22 protein-coding genes are annotated in these 20,013 nt (G+C 72.7%); 8 read left to right on the top strand and 14 right to left on the bottom strand.

Features of this window, described 5'->3' with window-relative positions:
- Positions 1 to 80: 80 nt before the first annotated feature.
- On the top strand, positions 81 to 386 hold the full coding sequence (locus ACZ47G_RS09860; RefSeq protein ID WP_465740916.1) for a hypothetical protein: 306 nt from the start codon (positions 81 to 83) through the stop codon (positions 384 to 386).
- On the opposite strand, the gene ACZ47G_RS09855 is transcribed toward ACZ47G_RS09860, so the two are convergent.
- Both ACZ47G_RS09855 and ACZ47G_RS09850 read right to left on the bottom strand, forming a co-directional pair.
- Positions 376 to 831 carry an SRPBCC family protein gene (locus ACZ47G_RS09855; RefSeq protein WP_465740915.1) on the bottom strand — a complete coding sequence of 152 codons (456 nt, stop codon included), beginning with the start codon at positions 829 to 831 and terminating at the stop codon, positions 376 to 378. The two genes, ACZ47G_RS09860 and ACZ47G_RS09855, sit on opposite strands and share 11 nt — an antisense overlap.
- Before the next feature lie 52 nt (positions 832 to 883).
- Entirely contained in the window at positions 884 to 1,990 is a 1,107-nt protein-coding gene (locus tag ACZ47G_RS09850) for a Rieske 2Fe-2S domain-containing protein (protein WP_465740914.1), read from the bottom strand.
- Between the two features lie 237 nt (positions 1,991 to 2,227).
- Between ACZ47G_RS09850 and ACZ47G_RS09845 the strand changes: the two genes are divergently transcribed.
- The gene (locus ACZ47G_RS09845) at positions 2,228 to 3,865 is read left to right on the top strand and encodes an alpha/beta hydrolase (protein ID WP_465740913.1); all 1,638 of its coding nucleotides are present in this window, start codon (positions 2,228 to 2,230) and stop codon (positions 3,863 to 3,865) included.
- A 7-nt stretch (positions 3,866 to 3,872) separates the two neighbouring features.
- Here ACZ47G_RS09845 and ACZ47G_RS09840 read toward each other — a convergent pair whose 3' ends face one another.
- The 3 genes from ACZ47G_RS09840 to ACZ47G_RS09830 form a co-directional block, all read right to left on the bottom strand.
- Positions 3,873 to 5,369, bottom strand: coding sequence for an MFS transporter (locus ACZ47G_RS09840; RefSeq protein ID WP_465740912.1), 1,497 nt, complete (start codon positions 5,367 to 5,369; stop codon positions 3,873 to 3,875).
- Between the two features lie 108 nt (positions 5,370 to 5,477).
- Entirely contained in the window at positions 5,478 to 5,648 is a 171-nt protein-coding gene (locus ACZ47G_RS09835) for a hypothetical protein (RefSeq protein WP_465740911.1), read from the bottom strand.
- A gap of 46 nt (positions 5,649 to 5,694) precedes the next feature.
- Positions 5,695 to 6,108, bottom strand: a complete 414-nt coding sequence (locus tag ACZ47G_RS09830) for a hypothetical protein (RefSeq protein ID WP_465740910.1) — start codon at positions 6,106 to 6,108, stop codon at positions 5,695 to 5,697.
- A gap of 450 nt (positions 6,109 to 6,558) precedes the next feature.
- Here ACZ47G_RS09830 and ACZ47G_RS09825 point away from each other — a divergent pair, with 450 nt between their 5' ends.
- The gene (locus ACZ47G_RS09825) at positions 6,559 to 6,918 is read left to right on the top strand and encodes a hypothetical protein (protein ID WP_465740909.1); all 360 of its coding nucleotides are present in this window, start codon (positions 6,559 to 6,561) and stop codon (positions 6,916 to 6,918) included.
- Between the two features lie 107 nt (positions 6,919 to 7,025).
- Here the strand turns inward: ACZ47G_RS09825 and ACZ47G_RS09820 are convergent, their stop codons facing one another.
- The 4 genes from ACZ47G_RS09820 to ACZ47G_RS09805 form a co-directional block, all read right to left on the bottom strand.
- Positions 7,026 to 8,354, bottom strand: a complete 1,329-nt coding sequence (locus ACZ47G_RS09820; RefSeq protein ID WP_465740908.1) for a M64 family metallopeptidase — start codon at positions 8,352 to 8,354, stop codon at positions 7,026 to 7,028.
- Between the two features lie 81 nt (positions 8,355 to 8,435).
- Complete coding sequence (locus tag ACZ47G_RS09815) at positions 8,436 to 9,176, bottom strand: hypothetical protein (RefSeq protein WP_465740907.1); 741 nt, start codon at positions 9,174 to 9,176, stop codon at positions 8,436 to 8,438.
- A gap of 44 nt (positions 9,177 to 9,220) precedes the next feature.
- Positions 9,221 to 9,976 (bottom strand): hypothetical protein, encoded by a 756-nt coding sequence (locus ACZ47G_RS09810; protein WP_465740906.1) that lies wholly within the window; start codon positions 9,974 to 9,976, stop codon positions 9,221 to 9,223.
- Positions 9,977 to 10,281: 305 nt separating this feature from the next.
- On the bottom strand, positions 10,282 to 10,827 hold the full coding sequence (locus tag ACZ47G_RS09805) for a DUF1707 SHOCT-like domain-containing protein (RefSeq protein WP_465740905.1): 546 nt from the start codon (positions 10,825 to 10,827) through the stop codon (positions 10,282 to 10,284).
- A 117-nt stretch (positions 10,828 to 10,944) separates the two neighbouring features.
- Here ACZ47G_RS09805 and ACZ47G_RS09800 point away from each other — a divergent pair, with 117 nt between their 5' ends.
- Positions 10,945 to 11,682, top strand: a complete 738-nt coding sequence (locus ACZ47G_RS09800) for a TetR/AcrR family transcriptional regulator (RefSeq protein WP_465740904.1) — start codon at positions 10,945 to 10,947, stop codon at positions 11,680 to 11,682.
- 80 nt (positions 11,683 to 11,762) lie between these two features.
- Here ACZ47G_RS09800 and ACZ47G_RS09795 read toward each other — a convergent pair whose 3' ends face one another.
- Together ACZ47G_RS09795 and ACZ47G_RS09790 are read right to left on the bottom strand one after the other, a co-directional pair.
- A complete protein-coding gene (locus tag ACZ47G_RS09795) occupies positions 11,763 to 12,116 on the bottom strand; it encodes a hypothetical protein (RefSeq protein WP_465740903.1) in 354 nt (117 codons plus the stop codon).
- Between the two features lie 505 nt (positions 12,117 to 12,621).
- A complete protein-coding gene (locus ACZ47G_RS09790; RefSeq protein ID WP_465740902.1) occupies positions 12,622 to 13,422 on the bottom strand; it encodes a class I SAM-dependent methyltransferase in 801 nt (266 codons plus the stop codon).
- A gap of 275 nt (positions 13,423 to 13,697) precedes the next feature.
- Between ACZ47G_RS09790 and ACZ47G_RS09785 the strand changes: the two genes are divergently transcribed.
- Together ACZ47G_RS09785 and ACZ47G_RS09780 are read left to right on the top strand one after the other, a co-directional pair.
- Complete coding sequence (locus tag ACZ47G_RS09785) at positions 13,698 to 14,105, top strand: hypothetical protein (protein ID WP_465740901.1); 408 nt, start codon at positions 13,698 to 13,700, stop codon at positions 14,103 to 14,105.
- 123 nt (positions 14,106 to 14,228) lie between these two features.
- On the top strand, positions 14,229 to 15,170 hold the full coding sequence (locus ACZ47G_RS09780) for a hypothetical protein (protein WP_465740900.1): 942 nt from the start codon (positions 14,229 to 14,231) through the stop codon (positions 15,168 to 15,170).
- A gap of 28 nt (positions 15,171 to 15,198) precedes the next feature.
- On the opposite strand, the gene ACZ47G_RS09775 is transcribed toward ACZ47G_RS09780, so the two are convergent.
- On the bottom strand, positions 15,199 to 15,741 hold the full coding sequence (locus tag ACZ47G_RS09775) for a GNAT family N-acetyltransferase (protein ID WP_465741450.1): 543 nt from the start codon (positions 15,739 to 15,741) through the stop codon (positions 15,199 to 15,201).
- Between the two features lie 305 nt (positions 15,742 to 16,046).
- Here ACZ47G_RS09775 and ACZ47G_RS09770 point away from each other — a divergent pair, with 305 nt between their 5' ends.
- Positions 16,047 to 16,766 carry a hypothetical protein gene (locus ACZ47G_RS09770; protein WP_465740899.1) on the top strand — a complete coding sequence of 240 codons (720 nt, stop codon included), beginning with the start codon at positions 16,047 to 16,049 and terminating at the stop codon, positions 16,764 to 16,766.
- A 98-nt stretch (positions 16,767 to 16,864) separates the two neighbouring features.
- On the opposite strand, the gene ACZ47G_RS09765 is transcribed toward ACZ47G_RS09770, so the two are convergent.
- The gene (locus ACZ47G_RS09765) at positions 16,865 to 17,437 is read right to left on the bottom strand and encodes a TetR/AcrR family transcriptional regulator (RefSeq protein ID WP_465740898.1); all 573 of its coding nucleotides are present in this window, start codon (positions 17,435 to 17,437) and stop codon (positions 16,865 to 16,867) included.
- 129 nt (positions 17,438 to 17,566) lie between these two features.
- Here ACZ47G_RS09765 and ACZ47G_RS09760 point away from each other — a divergent pair, with 129 nt between their 5' ends.
- A complete protein-coding gene (locus ACZ47G_RS09760) occupies positions 17,567 to 17,998 on the top strand; it encodes a nuclear transport factor 2 family protein (protein ID WP_465740897.1) in 432 nt (143 codons plus the stop codon).
- Positions 17,999 to 18,802: 804 nt separating this feature from the next.
- Here the strand turns inward: ACZ47G_RS09760 and ACZ47G_RS09755 are convergent.
- Positions 18,803 to 19,243: a DoxX family protein gene (locus tag ACZ47G_RS09755; protein ID WP_465740896.1), complete on the bottom strand. Its 441-nt coding sequence runs from the start codon at positions 19,241 to 19,243 to the stop codon at positions 18,803 to 18,805.
- Between the last annotated feature and the right edge of the window lie 770 nt (positions 19,244 to 20,013).

Genomic DNA, 20,013 nt, shown 5'->3' with positions numbered 1-20,013 from the left:
GTCACAGCCGGGCGCCGGAGCTTGCCCGGAGTGGGACCGGGACGGGACGGTGGGGGCGGTCTCGGGGGAGGGGCGCGGGAATGCGCACGGTGCGGTTGGCGTCGATGCAGCTGCGGAGCGATCGGGCCGGTGTCGGCTTCGTGGTGGCGGTCGGTACGGGGACCGCCCTGGCCGGCAGCGAGGCCATCGACCCCCTGGGGGCCCTCCTCCTGCGCCACGCCGCGCTGAGCGACCGGGTGTTCCTGCGGGACGGGGACGGTCTGGCCCTGGCGATCGCCCTGCGGGCGGCGGAGCAGTTGGTCGAGCACGACCGGGTCACCGTGAAGGGCGACCAGCGCCACTACGTGCGCCGGCAGTACCTGAGCTGGCGCGCCCTCAATCCATAGGGCGAGCGGGGCGGCCAGTAGCGGGCGGGGCGGCGAGCAGGTGGTCCAGCACCCGGCCGAACACCAGCCGCCCGGCCGCCGCCACCAGCGGGTCGAACAGCCGGGGCAGGCCGGTGATCCGCAGCTCCTCGGCCCAGACCACCGCGCTGCCCGCACCCACCGGGCGGACGGTCAGTTCGGCGCCGCCGCGCACCACCCGGCCGCGCTTGGCCAGCCGGCACCGGGTGGGGGCGGCCAGCTCGACCAGCTCCATCGGATCGTCGAAGCACAGCGGCCCGAGGGCCGTGCGGGCCAGGATGACGTCCCCCTGCCGCCGCCCGGTGCCGTGCACCACGGTCACCCGGGTGAACGGCACCCGGTCGCCGTGCCGGGGCCAGGCGGTGAGCCGGGCCCAGCAGTCGGCGGGCGGCAGCGGGGTGCGGCGGGTCAGGACGAAACGGGCCATGCCGCAGCCTAACCAGGCGGGCCGTGCCGCCGCCCAACCCGCCGGACAGGGCTTAGTGACGCGAGCCGATGCCGTCCGGGGTCGGCCGACCGCGCCGGTCGGCCAGGGCGGCCGGCGCCGGCAGGTGCTCCCGGTGGTCCGGCGGGTAGAACTGCCGGGCCCAGTGCCGCATGGCGCCGATCGGTCCGTCGCCGGCGGCGAGCCGCGGCCGGGAGAGGTACCTCTTGGTGGACCAGATCGGGAAGTCGTCCGCGGTGAACTCGGTGCTGCGGCGGAAGATCGGACCGGCCAGCAGCCTGGTCACCGTACGGCTGACCGCTCGGGCGACCACCGGCGGCAGACCGGCCGGTTCCGCGAGGGCGAAGCGGCCGGCCTGGCGCAGCTGCATCCGGGCGGGGGAGACCTGGGTGGCCATCACCAGCGAGCAGATCTGCAGGCCGAGCGAGCGGGTGTGGATGTCGGTGTGCAGCGCCGCGAGGCCGTAGCCGTCCACCTCGACCTCCACCTCGCGCATCCCGACCAGCGGGAACTTCTCCCGCACCAGCATCGTGAGGTGGAAGCGCGGCCCGTCGAACTCGACCGGGCCCGCCAACTCGCCCTGCGGCCAGCCGTGCAGGGTGATGAAGTGGCCCAGGTCGAAGGAGTTCTCCATGACGTCCTGGGCGTAGCCGGGCATCTCGACGGAGGTGTGGCGCAGCGGCTGGTCCGCCAGCACGTGCCAGGCGGGGATCTCCCAGTCCGGCTCCCGGCCGTCGTGGTGGCGCCAGACGAAGACCGCCCCGTTCACCTCGCGCACCGGCAGCGGGGACAGCTCGGCCTTGGGCGGCGGGGTGCCGTAGCCGGTCCGTACGCAGCGGCCGTCGGGGTCGAAGGCGAACCGGTGGAAGGGGCAGACCAGGTCGCCGCCCTGGACCTCGGCGAGCCCGAGGTGGGCGCCCAGGTGCGGGCAGTACGGGCGGACGGCGCGCAGCCGGCCGTCCCGCAGCCGGTACAGCACCACGTCCTCGCCGGCCAGTTGGCGGGTGAGCACCGTGCCGGGCGCGAGTTCGGCGGAGAACGCGAGCGCGGCCCAGCCGTCGGGGTAGGGCAGGGCCGGTGGCAGTGCGACGTCGCCCGGGGTCGGGCGGGAGCTGACGGGATGGACGTGCTGGTGGGACACGCGGTTGGGCCCTCCTGTCGGTCTGCCCGGCGCCGTCCTGCCAGGCGTTCGGCGTCCGAACAGAGTGGATTTCAGATGCTAGTCATGGATTGAGGCCTTTTGCGTGGTCAATCTCCTTGAGGCGGTATAGGTCTGATGATCAGTCGGATCGGCTGGATGTCCGCGCTCGAGTCAAAGCTTGGTAAAGTCAGGCTCGACCCCTGGATGTGCCATTGCACATGTCACATCATGCTCCCCATGAGAAAAGCCATCGCCCTCCTCGCGGCCGCCGCAGCCGTGGCCACCCTCGGCGGGATCGTCGGCCCGGCCTCCGCCACCGAGCCCGACGCCCCCGACCTGGCCGACACCGGCCAGGGCAAGCTGGTCTGGAGCTCGTGCAACGACGCCACGACCCCGGCGCTCCAGTGCGCCATGCTCGACGTGCCGGTGGACTACGCGGACCCGCACGGCCGCACGATCAAGATCAAGCTCAACCGGCTGCCCGCCACCGCCCCCAGGGACAAGCAGCAGGGCCCGATCCTGCTCAACCCCGGCGGCCCCGGCGACTCCGGGCTCTGGATGCCCGCCTACATCTCCGGAAGCATCCCGGCGGACGTCGCCTCCACCTACGACTGGATCGGCTTCGACCCGCGCGGCACCAACGGCAGCGACCCCCATGTCATCTGCGACGCCCACTACTTCGACGCCGAGCGCCCCGACTACCAGTTGAGTCAGGGGACTTCGAAGGCCTGGCTGAAGAAGGCGGCCGGCTACGCCGCCGACTGCGCGGCCGACTGGTCCTGGCTGCTGCCGCACATGACCACCGTCGAAAACGCCCGCGACCTGGACAGCATCCGCCGGGCCCTCGGCGTACCGAAGATCAACTACTACGGCGGCTCCTGGGGCACCTCGCTCGGCTCGACCTACGGCCAGCTCTTCCCCTCGCACGTGCGCCGGATGGTGCTGGACAGCATCGTCGGCCCGACCATCAGCTGGTACGACCACAACGTGCTGCAGGACCAGGAACACCAGCGCCGCTTCGACGCCTTCACCGCCTGGGCCGCCAAGGCCGACTCCGTCTACCACCTGGGCACCGACGCCGCGTCCGTGGCGAAGGCCTACCAGCAGGTCGAGGACGCGCTGCGCAAGGACCCGGTCGATGCCGCCCCGGCACCCGGGAAGGTCGGCCCCGCCGAGTTCGAGGACACCTTCTACGGCGGCGGCTACAACTTCCTGCGCTGGCCCCGGATGGCCACCGTGCTCTCCGCCTACCTCACCCAGCACGACACCCGGCCGCTGAACATCGCCTACAACAAGTACGCGGCCCCCGGCGCCGATGACGGCGCCTTCCCGGCGTACAACGCCGCCCAGTGCACCGAGAACGCCTGGCCGCGCGACTGGGAGCACTGGAAGAAGGACCAGGCCAAGGTCAACGCCACCGCGCCCTTCTACACCTATAACAACATGTGGTACAACGCCGCCTGCATGTTCTGGCCCTACCAGGGCAACCCGGCGGGCCGGCTGAAGATCACTGGCAAGAACCTGCCCCCGGTCCTGCTCTTCCAGTCCACCGAGGACGCCGCCACCCCGTACCAGGGCGGCCTCGCCATGCACGACGCGCTGCCGAGCTCCAAGCTCGTGGTCCAGAACGGCGGCAGCTTCCACGAGATCCTGTTCCACGGCAACGCCTGCCTGGACGACACCTTCACCGCCTACCTGCGCGACGGCAGCCTGCCCCAGGGCAAGGGGCGCATCGCCAAGACCTGCGCCCCCGAGGACGACCCGGCGCCGGTGTACGTCACCCCGCCGCCCGCCACCAGCAAGGCGCTCACGGCCGCCCAGGCCGCCCCGCTCGCGCCCACCGACCCCGAGGCCGTCCGGGGAGTGCTGCGCTAGACCCGCCTCAGGAGTCCCTTGACGCGGTGACGGCGCTGAGCGGCGCAGCCAGCGACTCCAGGCTGCGCCGCTCCGCCGGTACGCCGATCGCCGCCTCCACCAGGCCGGCGGCCGTCATCAGCGCCGCGCCGATGCAGAAGGCGAGCGTGGTGTCGGACACCTCGCCGCTGCTCACCAGGCCGTTGAAGAGCAGCGGGCCGCTGATGCCGCCGACGGCCGTGCCGATCGCGTAGAAGAAGGCGATGGACAGCGCCCTGGTCTCCAGCGGGAAGATCTCGCTGACCGTCAGGTAGGCCGCGCTGGCCCCGGCCGAGGCGAGGAACAGCACGGCCGTCCAGCAGCCCGTCATGGAGGCGGCGGAGAGCGAGCCGCGCTGGAAGAGCGCGGCGGTGGCGAAGAGCAGCAGGCCGGACCCGATGTACGTGCCGGCGATCATCGGCTTGCGGCCCAGCGAGTCGAAGAGGTGGCCGAGGAGCAGCGGGCCGAGGAAGTTGCCGACCGCGATCACCGCGAAGTAGTAGCCGGTGTCGCCCTCCGGCACGGCGAAGTAGGTGGTCAGGATGGTCGCGTAACCGAAGGTCACCGCGTTGTAGAGGAAGGCCTGGCCGATGAAGAGCGCCAGGCCGAGCGTGGTGCGGCGGGGGTAGCGGGCGATCACCGTGCGCAGGATCACGCCGAAGCCGAGCGGCGCGCGCTCGCGGATCAGGATCGGCTCCCCGGTGACCGGAGGCAGCGGCCGGCCGGTCTCCCGTTCGATGGCCTGCTCCGCCTCGGCCACCACCTGCTCGGCCTCCGGCGCCCGCCCATGGGTGAACAGCCAGCGCGGGCTTTCCGGGACGTGCCGGCGCACCAGCAGGATCACCAGCCCCAGCACCACGCCGATGCCGAAGGCGAGCCGCCAGCCGAGGTCCGTCGCGAACAGCGAGGTGTTGAGCAGAGCGATCGAGGCGAAGGCGCCGACCGCGGCACCGACCCAGAAGCTGCCGTTGATGATCAGGTCGACCCGGCCGCGCACCCGGGCCGGGATCAGCTCGTCGATCGCCGAGTTGATCGCCGCGTACTCGCCGCCGATCCCGAAGCCGGTGAAGAAGCGGCACAGGAAGAAGAACCAGGCCGTCCAGGACAGCGAGGTGACGGCGGTGGCGGCCAGGTAGACGGCGAGGGTGACCATGAACAGCTTCTTGCGACCGAGCCGGTCGGTCAGCCACCCGAAGAACAGCGCCCCGGTGCAGGCGCCGGCCACGTAGACGGCGGCGGCGACGGTGGTCACCTGACTGGTGGTGATCGAGATGCCGCTGCCGTCCTGGGCCAGCCGGCCCGCCATGTTGCCGACGATCGTCACCTCCAGGCCGTCCAGGATCCAGACGGTGCCCAGGCCGATCACGATCCGCCAGTGCCAGTGGGACCAGGGCAGCCGGTCCAGCCGGGCGGGCACGTCGGTGGCGATCACCCCGGGCTGGGTCTCCTGGTGATGGGGAGGGGCGGGCTTCGCCGGATCGGTCATCACGGGCCTCCTTCGTCGGGTGGCATCCCGGTGGTCACTTTCGGGTGAACGGTGGCTGTTCCTCCGTCATGATGCCCCGGTGGCGGTCGGGCCGCCGCCCGGGCGGGGTCAGGGGGACAGGCAGAGAATCCCGGCGGCGACCACGAACGGGAAGGCCGTCAGCACGGCGGCGAGGCCGGTGCGGACCGGCCCGCGACGCTTCCAGCCCGCGAGCATCAGCAGCACGCCGGCCGGCAGGAAGGCGACCAGGAACGGCAGGACCAGCAGGAGGAACGGCACCCGGTGGGCGTGGTCAGTGGACGGGGCCGTTGGCCGGTGGGCGTGGTCAGCGGGGCGGGAAGAGAATCGCGAAGCCGGTCACGGCGGGGATGATCAGCAGCAGGGCGGCGAGCGTCCCGCGGGCCAGGGCGCCGTTCTTCCAGCCCGCGAGCAGCAGCAGGGGGCCGGCCGGGAACAGGATGAGGACGAACGGCAGCGGGATCAGCAGGTAGGGGGCGGCGAGAACGATCTGGATGCCGAGCACCACCACGCCGACGGTCAGGCAGGTGCGGCGGAACCTCAGCGGGTCCGCGATCACGAGCGGCAGGGCGTTGAGCGCCAGGCACAGGCCCCAGAGGGTGATGAGCCACCAGGCCGCGGTGAAGCCGACCAGCATCCAGGGCTGCACCCAGGTGGCGAGTGCGAACAACGCGATCAGCCACGGCCGATCGGTTCGGAAGGCGAAGAGGCGTCCTGTCATCCGGTCCCCCCGGGATCTTTGAACGGGTTCAAACTGAACGCGTTCAAAGCTACGCGCGGTGGTGGGCCGTCGGCAAATCCGTCGATCCGGGCCGCCCGGCGACGCCGGGTCGGGTGCATGCGCGAGCGTCGCCCGGATGCCTCCATCGGGACGTGGGTGGCGGCGAACATGCTTCGTACGGCGTTGTGCACGGGCCGGTACCGACCTGCTCGGCGACGAATCGACCGGCGTCGGACTCTCCGCTTCCGGACGCCCGTGAGCCGCCCGGTGCGCCTGGGTGTGCGCCGGTGCGCCGGTCCGGTGCCTGCGCTCAAGTCACTTGGTGAGACACCGAGTTGGCGCTTTGCGGCGGCGTGGTGGAGCATGGGCGGAGCCCGGTCTGTTGCGGCGCGCTTGCGCCCGGCCGGGGCGGCACGCGTACGGCGAGAGGAGGCGGTTCCCGTGGATTCGGTGGCACGTCCGTTTCTGGTCCGGGGGAGGGCGGTTCCGCTGGCCAGGTACCTGGCGGAGGAGGAGATCGAGGGCCTGGTGGCATGCTCGTGCATCGGCAACGAGGTCACCATCGACCTCGCCGACACCCGGATCATGGTGAGCCTGGCCGATGCCGGCGACCGGGTGGGGCTCACCTTCCACATGGTCCAGGACGGCCCGGCCAAGGCCCGCTCCTGGACGCGCCGGCTGCCGGGCGACACGGAGCCGAGGGAGCTCGCGGCGCGCATCGCCCGGGACGTCCGGACCCTGGAGCGCGAACTGGCCCCGCTGCGCCGCCGCCCCCCGGAGGCCCGGCAATGGCGCCGGCCGGTCACCTGACCGCACCCGCCAGGCCCCCGACGTAACCTCCTCGGGCGAGTGGATCCGGCGGCCCGGGCCCGACGGCGGTCCGCCGTCGGGCCCGGTGCCGGATCTGACGGCACCCGTTAGCGGGTCACCTGCCAGGACAGCTTGCCCGTCAACTCGGCGCGCAGCGCCGGATCCGCCACCGCCGGGGTCGGGTCGGTGGCGACGGCGGTGAGCAGGTGCGGGCGCGAGCGCGGGCCGGTGAGGTGGAGTGCGCCGAGGTCGAGGGCGGTGCGTCCGCGCAGTCGAGGCTGCTCGCGTCCGTCCAGGTACCAGCGCAGTTCGGTGCCGGGCACCGGCAGGTCGACGAGGAGCTGCTCGGCGGTGGTGAGCCAACTTCCGCTGGGGGTGGGGCTGGTGAGCGGGGTGGCGTGCCGGTAGAAGCCGGCGATCATCGCCTCCCGGCCGGGCAGGTTGAACTCGCGCCCGAGCGAGCGCATGATCGAGTTCTCGGTCGGTCGGTAGAGCCCCGTCGGGTAGTAGCCGCCGCCCTCGTAGCTGCCGACCGTCCCGCCGTCGGGCGAGGACTGGCCGAGCCAGCGGGCCCACTTGGTGCCCTGGTCGCGCATCCGCTCGGCGGTGAGCGTGCTGAGGTTGGCCTCGGGCGGCTCGGCGCCCTGGTAGGTGCCCTGGCCGTCGTAGGCGTACTCGTCGGCCAGTTTGCCCAGTGAGTGCCCGGTCTCGTGCACCGCTATCTGGCCGGACTTGGCGTTGCCGCCCGCGACGGTGGCGATGCCCTCGTAGCCGAGCGGGGACTTGATGTCGTTGTAGCCCGCGCCGCCGTACTTGGCGCTGTTGGCCACCACGATCACCAGGTCCGCCTGCGGGGCCTTGGCGGCGTAGCGGTCGACGGCCTTCTCGTCCAGGCAGAGCAGCCGTTCCACGCCGTCGCACCAGAAGTAGGAGCCGAGCGCGGTGTGCCGGACGGTGGCCTGGTCCGGGTCGCCGGTGACGCCTGACTCGGGCGAGACGGCGGACACCGCCCAGACGTTGAACAGCCGCTGGTAGTCGGCGTACGGCTCGACGGCGGTGATCTCGCGCCACTTCTCGGCGGCGTCGGTGCGGAACTTCCCCTGCTCCTGGGCGGAGTAGCCGTCGCCGATCACCACCACGTCCAGTTTGGCGGCCGGCTCCCCGTTGCGGACCAGGGCGGTGACCTCGCCGTCGCCGTCGGCGCCGGGTGCGCTGAGGCCGGCGGGCGGGGTGGCGAGGTAGGGGGAGGCGGCGGGCGCGGTGGCGCGGGAGATGGTGCCGTCCTCGGCGAAGGCCTCCACCTGGTGCCGGAGTCCGGCCGCCGGGGCGTTCCGGCCGTCCGGGGCCGGGGTGCCCCAGGCGGGGGCGGCGCCGAGGAGGGGCGCGGCGACGGCGGCGGTCAGCAGGGCGGCTGCGGTTCTGGTTCTGGCGCGCATGGAGGTCCTCCCGGTGGGCGGCGGATGTGGGCAGGTTCCTTCCCTTGTTCGAGACCTGACAACCGCTGCCTGCCCGCCCGGTCACCGCCCCTGGAGCGCCTCGGCCAGCACCAGGGCCTGCCCCTCGGTGATGCCGAGCGCGAGCGGCACTCGCCGGGGACTGTAGTCCGACGTGCAGACCGGGATCGGGCTCTCCGGGCCGAGCACCCACCGCGGCTCGTGCCGCGCCGGATCGCCCAGCAGCCGGGCGGCGAACTCCCCGGCGGTGTCCGGGCGGAACCCGACCGCCACCAGCGCCTCGGCCACCGCGGGCCGGGCCTGCGCCAGGGGCGTGTCGGCGTCGCCGAGCGCCGGGAGGAGCAGCAGCAGCCGCTGAGCCCGGTCCCGGAGGCCGTCCGCGCCCGGATCACCCTCGCTCCCCGCCAGGTTGACCAGCTCCGGCCAGGAGAGCCCGGGGGCGGAGCCGTGCGGGCCGAACTGCCCGAGGAAGCCGTACCGGCCCCAGTCGGGGTGTTGGACGAAGAAGTCGACGAGGCTCTCGTCCTCGAAGCTCTGGTACGTGACGCAGGCGGTGTGCCCGTACCGGAACGGCGCCCGGAACAGCAGCGGGGGCGCCTCGGCGTCGAAGAGCCGCGCCATCATGGCGTCGTAGGCCTCCTGCGGCACGCCGTAGGCCTCCGGCTCGTCCACGTCGTGATGCAGGATCAGGAGCAGGTGGGCGAACCAGAAGACGGGGTCGGCGGCCAGCTCCTCGCTCGGGACCGGCTCGGCCTCCTCGTCGTAGGCTTCAGCGGCTTCGGGCGGGTGTGGCACGGTGGTCATGCGAGGAGCGTAGTGCCGGGGTCGGACAGCACCGCGGTGCGGGGTCAGAAGTGCTCGAACGTGCTGCGGGTGATGGCGGCCACGATCAGCCAGCAGAGGACGGAGATCGGCAGGGTGACGAACAGTGGCCACTGGAAACCGATCAGCAGCATGGAGCCGATGAGGGTGACGATCGACGCGCCGACGGCGTAGGCCACAGCCAGCCCCGCCATGAACTCCAGGTCGGCCAACCCGCCGGTGACCATCATGATCATCCCGAATCCGATCATCGCGCTGAACCCGGCGATCGTCAGGTACGGGATGTTCGCGGGCTGGGAGCGGTGTCCGTGGTAGCTGAGCTCGAACACCTTGCCGTGCAGGATCTTCAGGTCCACGTCGGTGCCGACCGTCACGTCGTTGTAGAAGGCCTTGCCAACGGAGTAGCGGCCGGTGGGCGCCGTCTCGCGGGACACCGTCAGCACGTAGTCGGTCGAGTCGGAGTCGGCCTCCTCTTCCTTCTTCTTCACCCGGCCGCTCTCCAGCGTCGCGCAGTCCGCGCCCGGTTTCGCGTCCGCGGCGCAGACCGGGGTGGCGCGGTAGGCGCGGGTCTCCTCGAAGGTGCCGATGAACCGGACGAAGCCGAGGATCGTCAGGCCGAGGCCGAGCACGACGAGCACGGCCGGGATGACGGTCCGGAGCAGCTCGCCGAGGCTGCGCCTCGGCTTCGGTTTCGGCTTCGGTTTGGGCTGCGGGGTCGGGAGTTCGGGCCGGGGCTCGGGCTCCGGCTTGGCGTCCTGGATGGGGACGGAGTCCTCAGGCATCGTCACCCTCCGGTGCCGTCCGTACCGTCCGTACCGTGTGTACCGTCCGTGCTGTCCGTGCTGTCCGTGCTGTCCGTGTCGTCCGCGCGTTCATCGGCATGCCCCCCACCGGTCGTACCCTCTCCGCCAGCTCCGTCCGCACCCGGCTGTGAGCAGGCCGCCCGGCGGACCGCCCGGCGGACCGTTCGCATCCGGGCGCAGACGGGATCATGCCAGGGAACGGCGGAGTGCGCGAGGAATTCCCCCTGGCCGGACCGTACTTGTAGGGCGGCGGTAGATCGGCGTGCCGCGGTGGGGCGGGGGTCTCACCACCGGGCGTGGCGGACCCTCAGTCGTCCCAGCCCGACCACCCCGGAGATCCGGATGACCGGGCCGCCCGGGCGTGCGGGCCGGCGGGGGCGGTAGCGCGGTTCCTTCAGGCCGACGTGCAGACCACCGAGGTCGACGACCGCGTCCCGGGGGACGGTGATGCTGACTCCGCCGGTGCCGAGCTGCAACTCGATCTCGACCACCGGGTGGTCGATGACCGCCCGGGAGAGGTCCAGGCGCACCCGGCCGAGCGCGGAGGCCACCGTGAGCCTCCGGGGGACCTCCCAGGCGCCGCGCCGCCGTACCCGCCCGCCGAGGGTGGCGCCGGTGATGGTGGCCGTGACCGGTGGGGGCGGCTCGGGGAGTCCGGTGAGCGATTCGGCGAGTTCGCCGTGGCCGGCGGCGGTGAGCGCCTGGTTCAGGCGGTCCTCGAACTCCCCGTGCGGGAGCAGCCCTTGGGCGTACGCCTCCTGCAGCCGCCGGACGGCGGTGTCACGCTCCTCGGCGGTGACGGGTGTGGGCCCGTCGGCTCCGGCCGTCATCACTCAACCCCTGGACTGAGTACGTTGTACGCGGTCATGGCGGCCAAGCTAGATTACTGGGTACCGTGTACGCAAGCAGAAGGACCAGACAGACCAGAAGGACCAGAAGGGCCGAGGGTGACCGAAGCCGAGTACGTGAACATCTGGATGCGGCCCGAGCGCCCCGCCCGCGGGCCCAAACCCGCCTACAGCCGCGCCAGGATCACCGAGGCCGCCGTCCGGATCGCCGACGCCGAAGGCCTGGAGGCCGCCACCATGCGGCGGATCGCCGCCGAGATCGGCGCCGGCGCGATGTCGCTCTACCGCTACGTCCCCAGTCGCGACGACCTGATCCAGCTGATGGCCGACCGGCTGATGGGCGAGATCGACGTCGAGGGCCTGCCCTCCGGCGACTGGCGCGCCGACCTCACCCGCTACGCCCACGGGCTGCGCGCCATGTGGCTGCGGCACCCGTGGATCGCCACCGTGCACCGTGCACTGCCCGGGTTCGGACCGAACCAACTTCGGCTGGTCGAAGGGGTGATGGGAGTCCTCGACGGCCACGTCCCGATCGACGAGAACCTCGGCCTGATGGCCCTCCTCAACGGCTACGTCGAGAGCGCCGCCCGCGACGAGGTCAGCTGGACCGAGGAGGTCCGCCGCAGTGGCCTGAGCGAGGCCGAGTGGCTGGCGCGCAGCTACCCGTACGTCCAACAGCTGCTGGACAGTGGGCAGTACCCGATCTTCGGCAGGATCGCGATGGAGGCGCGCCGGCCGCGGCTGAGCCGCGACGAGCAGTTCCAGCACGGGCTGGAGCGGGTCCTCGACTGCGTCGCCGCCGCCCTCCCGCCCGGCGAGCGCCGGCGCCCCGGCTGACGAACCGGCTTTCGGCCCTGCTGGCGCCCCGCTTTTGGCCCTGCTCTTGGCCCGGCTGGCGCCTCGGCGGACGGCCGGGGTCAGGACTGGTCCCAGGCCTCGATGGTGAGCCGTTCGTCGTCGGGGCAGGCGGCGATCCGGATCAGGTGCAGCTCCACCTGGTACGGCCGGGAGAACGGCCCGCGCCCCGCGCCGGGCACGGTGCCCTCGGCGAACAGCTGCCGGACGTGACGGGCCGTGGTGGCGTAGCGATTGGGGTAGCCGCCGTTCAGCAGCCGCTCCGCCCGCCCGGCCGCCACGAGCTCCTCCAGCCAGTCCAACCCTGCCACGCCGATCTCCCACTGACCGAGGAGCGTGGTCCGACGGGCCTCGGGGGTGGCCTGGTCGAACTCCTCGGGGGCCATCCTCGCCATGGTGATCCAGTAGCCGAGCATGTCCGGATTCCTTCCGTTGATCGCGGTCGGAGCCAGTCAACCACCTTGCGCTGCTGGGGCGTTGGCGTCGACAGATGGCGATGGCATCGGCGATGGCGGTGGCGGTGGTGTTGGCGCTCCAGGGTGCGTGGTCTCCTCCGGGGTCCGGGCGGGCGCGGGGGGGAGCGACAGGGCGTCGTCGCGCCCGGTGTTCTCCCCATGGCCGTCGAAGACCGACCGCCACGGTCCGTGCACCGAGCCGTCGGCCCACGGCCGGACCGGCTCCCCGCCGCTTCAGACGCCGCTCACCGCGACGGCGAGCCCCGCCAGCGCGGTGGTGGCGAGCAGGGCGACGGTGAGCAGCCGGGGAACTCGCGTCATGCGTCGAGTATGGCGCGGGAGCGCCGGGCCGACGGCGGCTGACGACCGGCGACTGGCGACCGGCGGTTGATGACCGGAGGCTGGCGAGTGACGGCCGTGGCGCGGGCGTCGCTTCGGCGGTCCGCGCCCCGGGCGGTGTGGGGTCTCACAGCCGCCGGGTGCGCAGCACGGCCGTCAGCATCGGCAGGGTGAAGCCGCCGTCCGCCGTCTCGGGCCGGCCCGAGAGGAACTCCCGGATCCGGCTCAGCGCGGCCGCCCGCTCCCCGTCCGGCATCACCAGTACCCCGGCGCGGGTGGCGAGGGTCGCGACCAGGGAGTCCGCGGTGCGCGGCTGCCCGTGCGGGAACACCTCCTGCTCCGCCCCGCCGAACCGGGCCGCTCCGCCGCCCTTCGGAAGGTGCGCGGCGGCGGTCTCGACACGCCAACTGTCTGGCGTGTCACGCGGCCCGACCGCCGCGGGCCCGCTCACCCGCGCCAGCTCGGCGACCCACCCCACCCGGTCGTCCAGGACGTTCCACAGCCCGGCCAGGACCCCGCCCGGCACCAGCACCCGGGCGAGTTCGGGCCCCGCGACCGCCATGTCGAACCAGTGCATGGCATTGCCGGCCAGCACGGCGTCGACGGACCCGTCCGGCAGCGGAACCACCTCGGCACTGCCCGCCAGGGCCCGGATGTCCGGCAACGCCCGGCGCAACTCGCCCAGCATCGCCGGATCCGGCTCCACCGCGATGACATCGGCCCCCAGTGCGACCAGTGCGGCCGTCAACTTGCCCGTCCCGGCGCCGAGATCGAGCACCCGGGGGCGGTGCGGGGCGCCGGGCACGGCCTCCAGAGCCCACCGCACGGCGGCGTGCGCGTAGTCCGGGCGGTGTTCGGCGTAGGCGGCCGCTGCGGCGCCGAAGGAAGATGCGTGGCGGTATCGCTGGTCCTGATCCGTGTGATCCATCCGGTCACGCTACCCGCGCCCGCGGCGCCTGGCGGGAGTTCCCACCACTTCGCCGACCTCTGCGGCCCCAACGTCGGGCTGACGCCGCCGACCCGCCGCGGGGTACTCGCCGGAACCGGCTCCACGCCCGGCGCAGGGTCAACAGGCCGCTGCGGGAGGGTGGTTGCCGAGCGGTGGGCCGCTGGATGAACGCCGCTTCAACGTTCGTCGTCGAACCTGGCCGCCGCACACCGTCGTTCGTAACATGACCGGTAACCGACAACGGAGGGGCTCTTATGAACCGCAGGACCGTGACCTGGCTCGGCGCCCCCGCGCTGGCCATGGGGATGCTGCTCGGCGCAGCCCCGGCGCACGCCGGCACCGGGGTGCAGGTCGACGGCGCGACCGTCTCCGGCGGCGCCGCGAGCACGGTGACCGTCACCATCGGGTACTCCTGCGATGCCGGCGGTTTCGTCAGGTCCGCGACCGTGACCGCCGAGGACCGGCGCTCCGGGGCCCTCGGCGCCGCCCGCTTCACCCCGAGCTGCACGGGCGCGACGGTGACCGCCGTCGTCCCGGTCACGAGCCTGAACCAGAACGGCTACGCCGCGGGCGATCCGGTGGCCGTCCGCGCCTCGTTGCTCGACGTGGACGACACCGAGGTGCTCGGGACCATCACTCAGGTCACCATCGGCAACGGGTAGGAGGGCGGGCGCCCTGGCGGTCACGCAGGGTGACCGGTGAGTCGATGATCGTCACGGGGCCCGGGTGCGAGCCGGAGCCCCGGTGCGGGCGTGCCGGGCGGGCGGACGGGGTACCCGAAGTGCATGGCAGTCTTCCGCAAACCGGGCCGCTTCACGCGGCCGGGCCGCCCGGATCCCAAGGCTCCGGGGGCCGAACCGGCGCCACCCGACACCGCCCTCGCCGATGATGCCGTCGCCCGGGCCGGTCCCGCGACGGAGGCGGGCCTGGCCGAGGGCCTGGCCGAGCTGGTCGAGGGAGCCGAGCGCCCGACCGGGGCCTGGCACGTCGCCGAGTACCACGCGGAGCGCGGCCGGGGCCGGGCGCTGGTGGCCGGCGCGGCTCGGCGGCTGGGCAGCGGCGGCCGGCTCGTGGCCAAGGGCGCGGTGCTCGGGGGCAAGGCGCTCGCCGAGCAACTGATCCGGACGGCACCGCGGATTCCGGTCCGCGACCTGGCTACCCTCCGTGCCCAGCACCCGGACGCCGCCGACCCCGAAGGCCTGGCCGACCTGCTGGTCGCCGGGGCCACCCGGGCCTCCGCCGCGCTCGGCGCGGGCGTCGGCGCGGCGGCCATGCTGCCGGTGCCGCCCGCGATGCCGGTGGAGATCGCGGCCGAGACGCTCGCGGTGGCAGCCGTGGAGGTGAAGCTGATCGCCGAGCTGCACGAGGTCTACGGCGTCCCGGCACAGGGCAGCGCGACCCAGCGGGCCGGGGCCTACCTGGGCGCCTGGGCGAACCGCCGGGGGATCGACGCGATGCTGCTGGCCCGCCCGGCCGGTTTCGCGGCGCTCGCCCTGGGCGCGGAGGTGCGCCAGCAAGTACGCCGCCGACTCACCCGCAGCTGGATGCGCCGGTTGCCGTCCGTGACCCCGCTGCTCCTGGGCGCGGGCATCGGCGCGACCGTCAACCGGCGGGACACCCGGCGGCTCGCCGGGCAGGTCCGCGACGACCTGCGCTCGCGCCGGCCGACGAACAGCGGCTACTGGGCCGCGGCCGGGCCGGCGATCGAGGGCGAGGTCATCCCGTAGCCACTGCCGAGCGAACGGCGTCGAACCCTCACTGAACCGCCCGGCGCGGCGGAGGCCGCATGCCGAGCCACTGCTCGGCGTCCCAGGCCTCGAACCGCTCCACTTCGGTGAAGCCCAGCTTCGCCGCGAGACGCATCGAACTGACGTTGGCCGTCTGGGTGGTGAGCACCACCGGCTCGCCGGGAAGCGCGCCGGCGAGCCAGCCGAGCGCCGCCGCGCACGCCTCGGCGGCGTAACCGAACCCCCAGGCCTGCGGCAGGAACAGGTAGCCGAGATCGGCCCTCCCGGCGGCAGCCGGGCGACTGTGCCCGGTTGCCCTCCTGAGCAGCACCTGGCCGATCATCGCCCCGTCGAGATCCACCACGAAGCTCCCCGGCCACCGCTCGGGCACTCCGGGCATCTCGCGCTCCAGTTCGTCGCGGGGACGGGGTCCGCCGAGGTAGGCGTGCACCTCCGGCGAGGCGTGCAACTCGATGAACGCCGTACGGTCCCGGGCCTCGGGCTCACGGAGCACGAGCCTCGCGGTCCTGATCGGCTCGGGTGGCCAGGCGACGGGGTGGAGAGCGTCCATCTGCGCACAGTAACAGGCGGTCAGGTCGCTTGAACTGGAGGGGGATTGGCAGCAATCCGCGAAATAGCCGCTGTTGTTGTGGGGGTTGTAGGTGTGCTGGGTGTGGGAGAGGACGTCGGGGCTGGTCCAGTGGCGGGTGAGCGCCAGGTCGTACCTCATGGCCGCCTTCTGCACGGCCTCGCCGACGGACCCTGCCGGACGTCGGCCACACACGATCAGGCCTTTCACGGATCGACGAGCGGGTGGCAGGGTCCGGCGGTTGATCCGGCAGCGGTGTCGGACGCGGGTGGGATGCTGTCGGCCGCGTGTTCTCCTCGGATCGGAGCTTTCTGGTGATGGGTGTCGATTTTGATGCCGCTTGGTGTGCGACGGACCTCGGCGACTACCGCCCCTGTCGCTATACCTATGAGCGATATCCGTGTGACACGTTGCCACCTCTGGACGAGACGCGGTTCACCGGGGAATTCCAGTGGTTGGGAGATCCGGGCGAGTTCCTTGCCGACCAGGCCGCGAAGTTGCGGCGGGTGGAGGAGAGACTCGCTGCCGAGGGGTTGGCGCTGCCCGAGGACTTCGTCACCTTCGAAGTGTCGTCGAATCTGCGGGGAGCGCTGGACTCGGTGTCGGTGACTGGTTGCTGGAGCAGCCTCTCCGAGCCGCTGCCCAGTCCTGTCGAGCCGGGCGCGTTCTTGGTCCGCTTCTTCCGCGATCAGCAGGACTGTGTTCTCTGGTATCTCTACTTGCGCGCGTCCGGCGAGGTGTTCGTGGTCAACTCCCACCTTGACTACGAGCATGAGTACGAGGCGCGGGAATCGGATGAGTTCCAGCCCGAGAGTGATTTGAGTGATCATTCCAGTCAGAGGGCCGCGATCCTGTGGTGTGCTCCCTCGTTCGAGTATTTCGCCTACCGATTCTGGATTGAGAACCGACTCTGGCGCGTCGTCAACGGCGAGGGTGATACGCCTCTTGACACCGGGATGCGACGTTATCTGGAGCATTACGGGGCCGGGTCGTCGCAGGGAGTGTGATGCCGTGCGACGCGCGGGCCCGCCGACCTCCGGCCGGTGGGCCCGGAGGTCGGCGATGAGCCGGGTGGCCCGGTCGGGAGCCCGCCGCCTTTCGCCGGTCAGTGTGGCCGCAGGCCGTCGAAGACCACCGCGAAGACGCGTTCGCGGGCCGGGGCGTCGTCCGCGAGGTGTTCCATCGTCGTGGTCGTACCGATCAGCAGGGCGACGACCTCCGGCGGGCCCAGTTCCGGGCGCACCGCCCCGGCGCGCTGCGCTGCGGCCAGCAGTTCGGCGAGCCGTGCCCGGATTCCCGCGCCGGCGTCCCGCAGGGCGGCGTGGGCGTCGACGCCGGCGGCGGCGAGTGCCCGGGCGAACTCGTTCTTGCCCGCGGACTGTTCGACCACCAGGCGGAAGCAGTCGAAGAACGCCTCGGCGGGCGCGGACTCGGCGCTCAGCTGCGCGGCTCGGGCGGCGATCGTGTCGAGCCTGCGCACCAGCACCGCTTCGAGCAGTGCCTCCTTGGTGGGGAAGTGCCGGAAGAGTGTGCCGACCCCGACGCCGGCGGCCCGGGCGATCTCCTCGGTCGGCACGCCGATGCCGCGGGTGGCGAACACCTGTGTGGCGGTGTCCAGCAGCCTGGCCCGGTTGCGGGCGGCGTCGGCCCGCAGCGGGCGTGCCTGGGTACCGCTCATCGCTCCCATCCTTTCCTGTCGGTGGCGGAGCCGCCCTGGACAACCGGAGTCGCTGGTCCGTATCGTCGAAAGCGGATTCGCTAGTCCGATTCTAGCGACGGATCCTTCGGGGGGTTGATCATGTCCGATGTGCTGTCACCTCGTGAGGTCTTCACGAAGCTGCTCGACGGTATCGGCGCGGGGCGGTTCGCGGAGCTCGCGGACCTCTACGCCGAGGACGCCGTGGTGGAGATCGTGTTCGCGCCCGTCGGACCGCGCCGGTTCGAGGGGCGGTCCGTGATCAGGGAGCGGTTCATGGAACTCGCCACGAGCGTCCCCGTGGAACTGACCCCGGTGAACGTGGTGATCCGGGAGACCGACGACCCGGAAGTGATCGTCAGCGAATGGGACCACCGGGTGCGTCACCTGGCGACCGGGCGGACCTTCAGCTCCGCCAACATCCAGGTGCTGCGCGTGCGCGACGGCCTGATCGTCAGCAGCCGGGACTTCCACGACCACCTGGCCCTCGTCCTGGCCGGCGGCAACTTGCCGCACCTGGTGGAGGCACTGGAAGGCAGCTGACGCGGGTCGTCCGCGTCCGCACCGGCGCGCGTGCGTCGACGCACGGGCGTCGACGCCCGGGTGAGACCGGGGAGGAGTCCGCCGGCCGCACTGCGACAGGCTTGACGCCTCGGGGAGGTGGCGGTTCGCCACCCGCGCCTGCGCTGTGGCGACAAGCCCGTCCAGGTGGCGACCGGCGTGTCCCGGCGCTGGAACGGACAGCAGGGCACCTCGCGAGCCGCCCTCTCGGGGCACGGGCCAGGCAATGGCAGGGATCGCCGTCGACCTGCGCCCCTCGCCGCCCCGGGCGGCTGTGCTCGGTGTGGCCCGGCCCCGGCCCCGGCCCGGCGTCCTGTGTCCGGCGGCGGCCGATGGCGGACGCCGGGACGCCGGGACGCTGGGGCCGGTGGCTGGTGCCGGGGGTGCGCAGGCCGGGGGCGGGCGTGGGGCGGTCGGGCCGGGCCGGGGGCCGGGTGTGGAGGCGCTGGGGCCGCGGCAGCCGAGCTGGTTGTGGCCGTCGGTGAGGGGGCGCAGGCGCGGCGGGACGTCGTCGGAGTGGACGAGGACGCTTCGCGCGCTCCGGCCCAGACGGTGGTCGCGGTGTCGGTGCGCGGCGCTCGCGGGGCCGCCCGTTCGTCGAGTGTTCGGTTCGGCGTGTTGGCGGTGGCGCCGGCCGGTGCTGTCCGTCGGGGCGTCCGCCGGTAAGGGGGCGGGCGGGTGGAGAAGCGCGCCCGGCCGTGGTGGGGCCCGCCGCAGGCCATGGGGCGAGCCAGGCTGTGCGCCGCGACACCGGCCCTCTGGCGGCGGACCCCTGCGTGTATCCGGTCAGCTCGGGAGGCGGAGCAGCTCGGCCGTCCCGGCGCGACGGTTCCAGGCGATGACGGCCAGCGGCGCCATGAAGATGAACGGGGTCCCGGCGTTCTCGCCGTGCATCGCGGTGAGCTGGGTGACGAACGCGCACGCCAGGAAGACGATGAGCGCCGTCGCGGCCGGCCCGGCCAGTCGGCGCATCAGCAGGCCGACCGCTCCGGCCAGCTCCACCAGCCCGGTCACGTACATGAACCAGTGACCCGCGCCGATGGCGTCGAAGACCGTTGTGGCAGCGGGGAGCGCGAGCAGCTTGGGCAGGGCGCTGGCCAGGGCGAAGAAGAGCGCGAGCAGGATTCGCAGCGTCCAGACCGTCCTGACGACGGCCTTTCCGGACTTCGTGGCGGTGGCGGTGGCGGTGGCGGCGGGGGTGCTGGTGGCGGGGGCGGTGCTGGACATTTCAGGTCTCCCTGGTCGGCTTGTCTTTGCTTTCCCGGGTTTGACCGCCGCGACCGCGTGAACTCATCGGTCCCGGGAGAAAAAGTTTCCGGCAGCCCCAGCCCCAGTGCCTCCAGCCCGCCGACGCTCTGCCGTCCGTGCATCGGCCCGGCCGGCACCGGAGCACGGGCGGCCGTTCTCAGGGATCGCCGATCGCCGTCACGGTCGTGGTCCGGGTCGTCGGGGTCCGGGACGGCGGGCAGTGCCACGAGGTCGCCGGTCAGGCGGTGGCGTCCTCGCCGGTCTGCGGGAGGACGGTGAGGTGGTGCGGGCTGTCGGCGGCGGCCACGTTGTTGAGGGTGTGGCGGGTGTCCGGGGACGGGGGAGGGCCGTCGTGTCGGGGCCGGACAGGTCGGTCGGCGGGCCTCGCTGCCCGGCGGGCCGGCCACCCGGTGGGTGGTGCGGCGGCGGTGGCCCGGTCGCGTGCCGGGTGTCCGGGGGGGACGAGGTCGTCCGTCGGCAGCGGTGGTGGGGCCCCTGGCCGCGGTGGGGGTAGCGCCGCCCGCCCCGCCCGTCCTGACGGGGCTGTCGGGGGGCCGTCGGGAGGGTCGGGGCGGGTCGGTGTGGGGCTACGGGGGTTTGATGGTGTGGGGGCGGGCCCGGGACACGGTTGTGGGGCCCGGGGGTGTGGGGTTTGGGGTGGGTTAGTTCAGGGAGGCGAGGGCGGTTTCGTAGTTCGGTTCGTCGGCGATTTCGGTGACGAGTTCGGTGTGTAGGACGGTGTCGTTCTC

Source organism: Kitasatospora sp. NPDC030952 (genome assembly GCF_055571335.1).
This window is presented reverse-complemented; position numbering and strand designations above follow the sequence as displayed.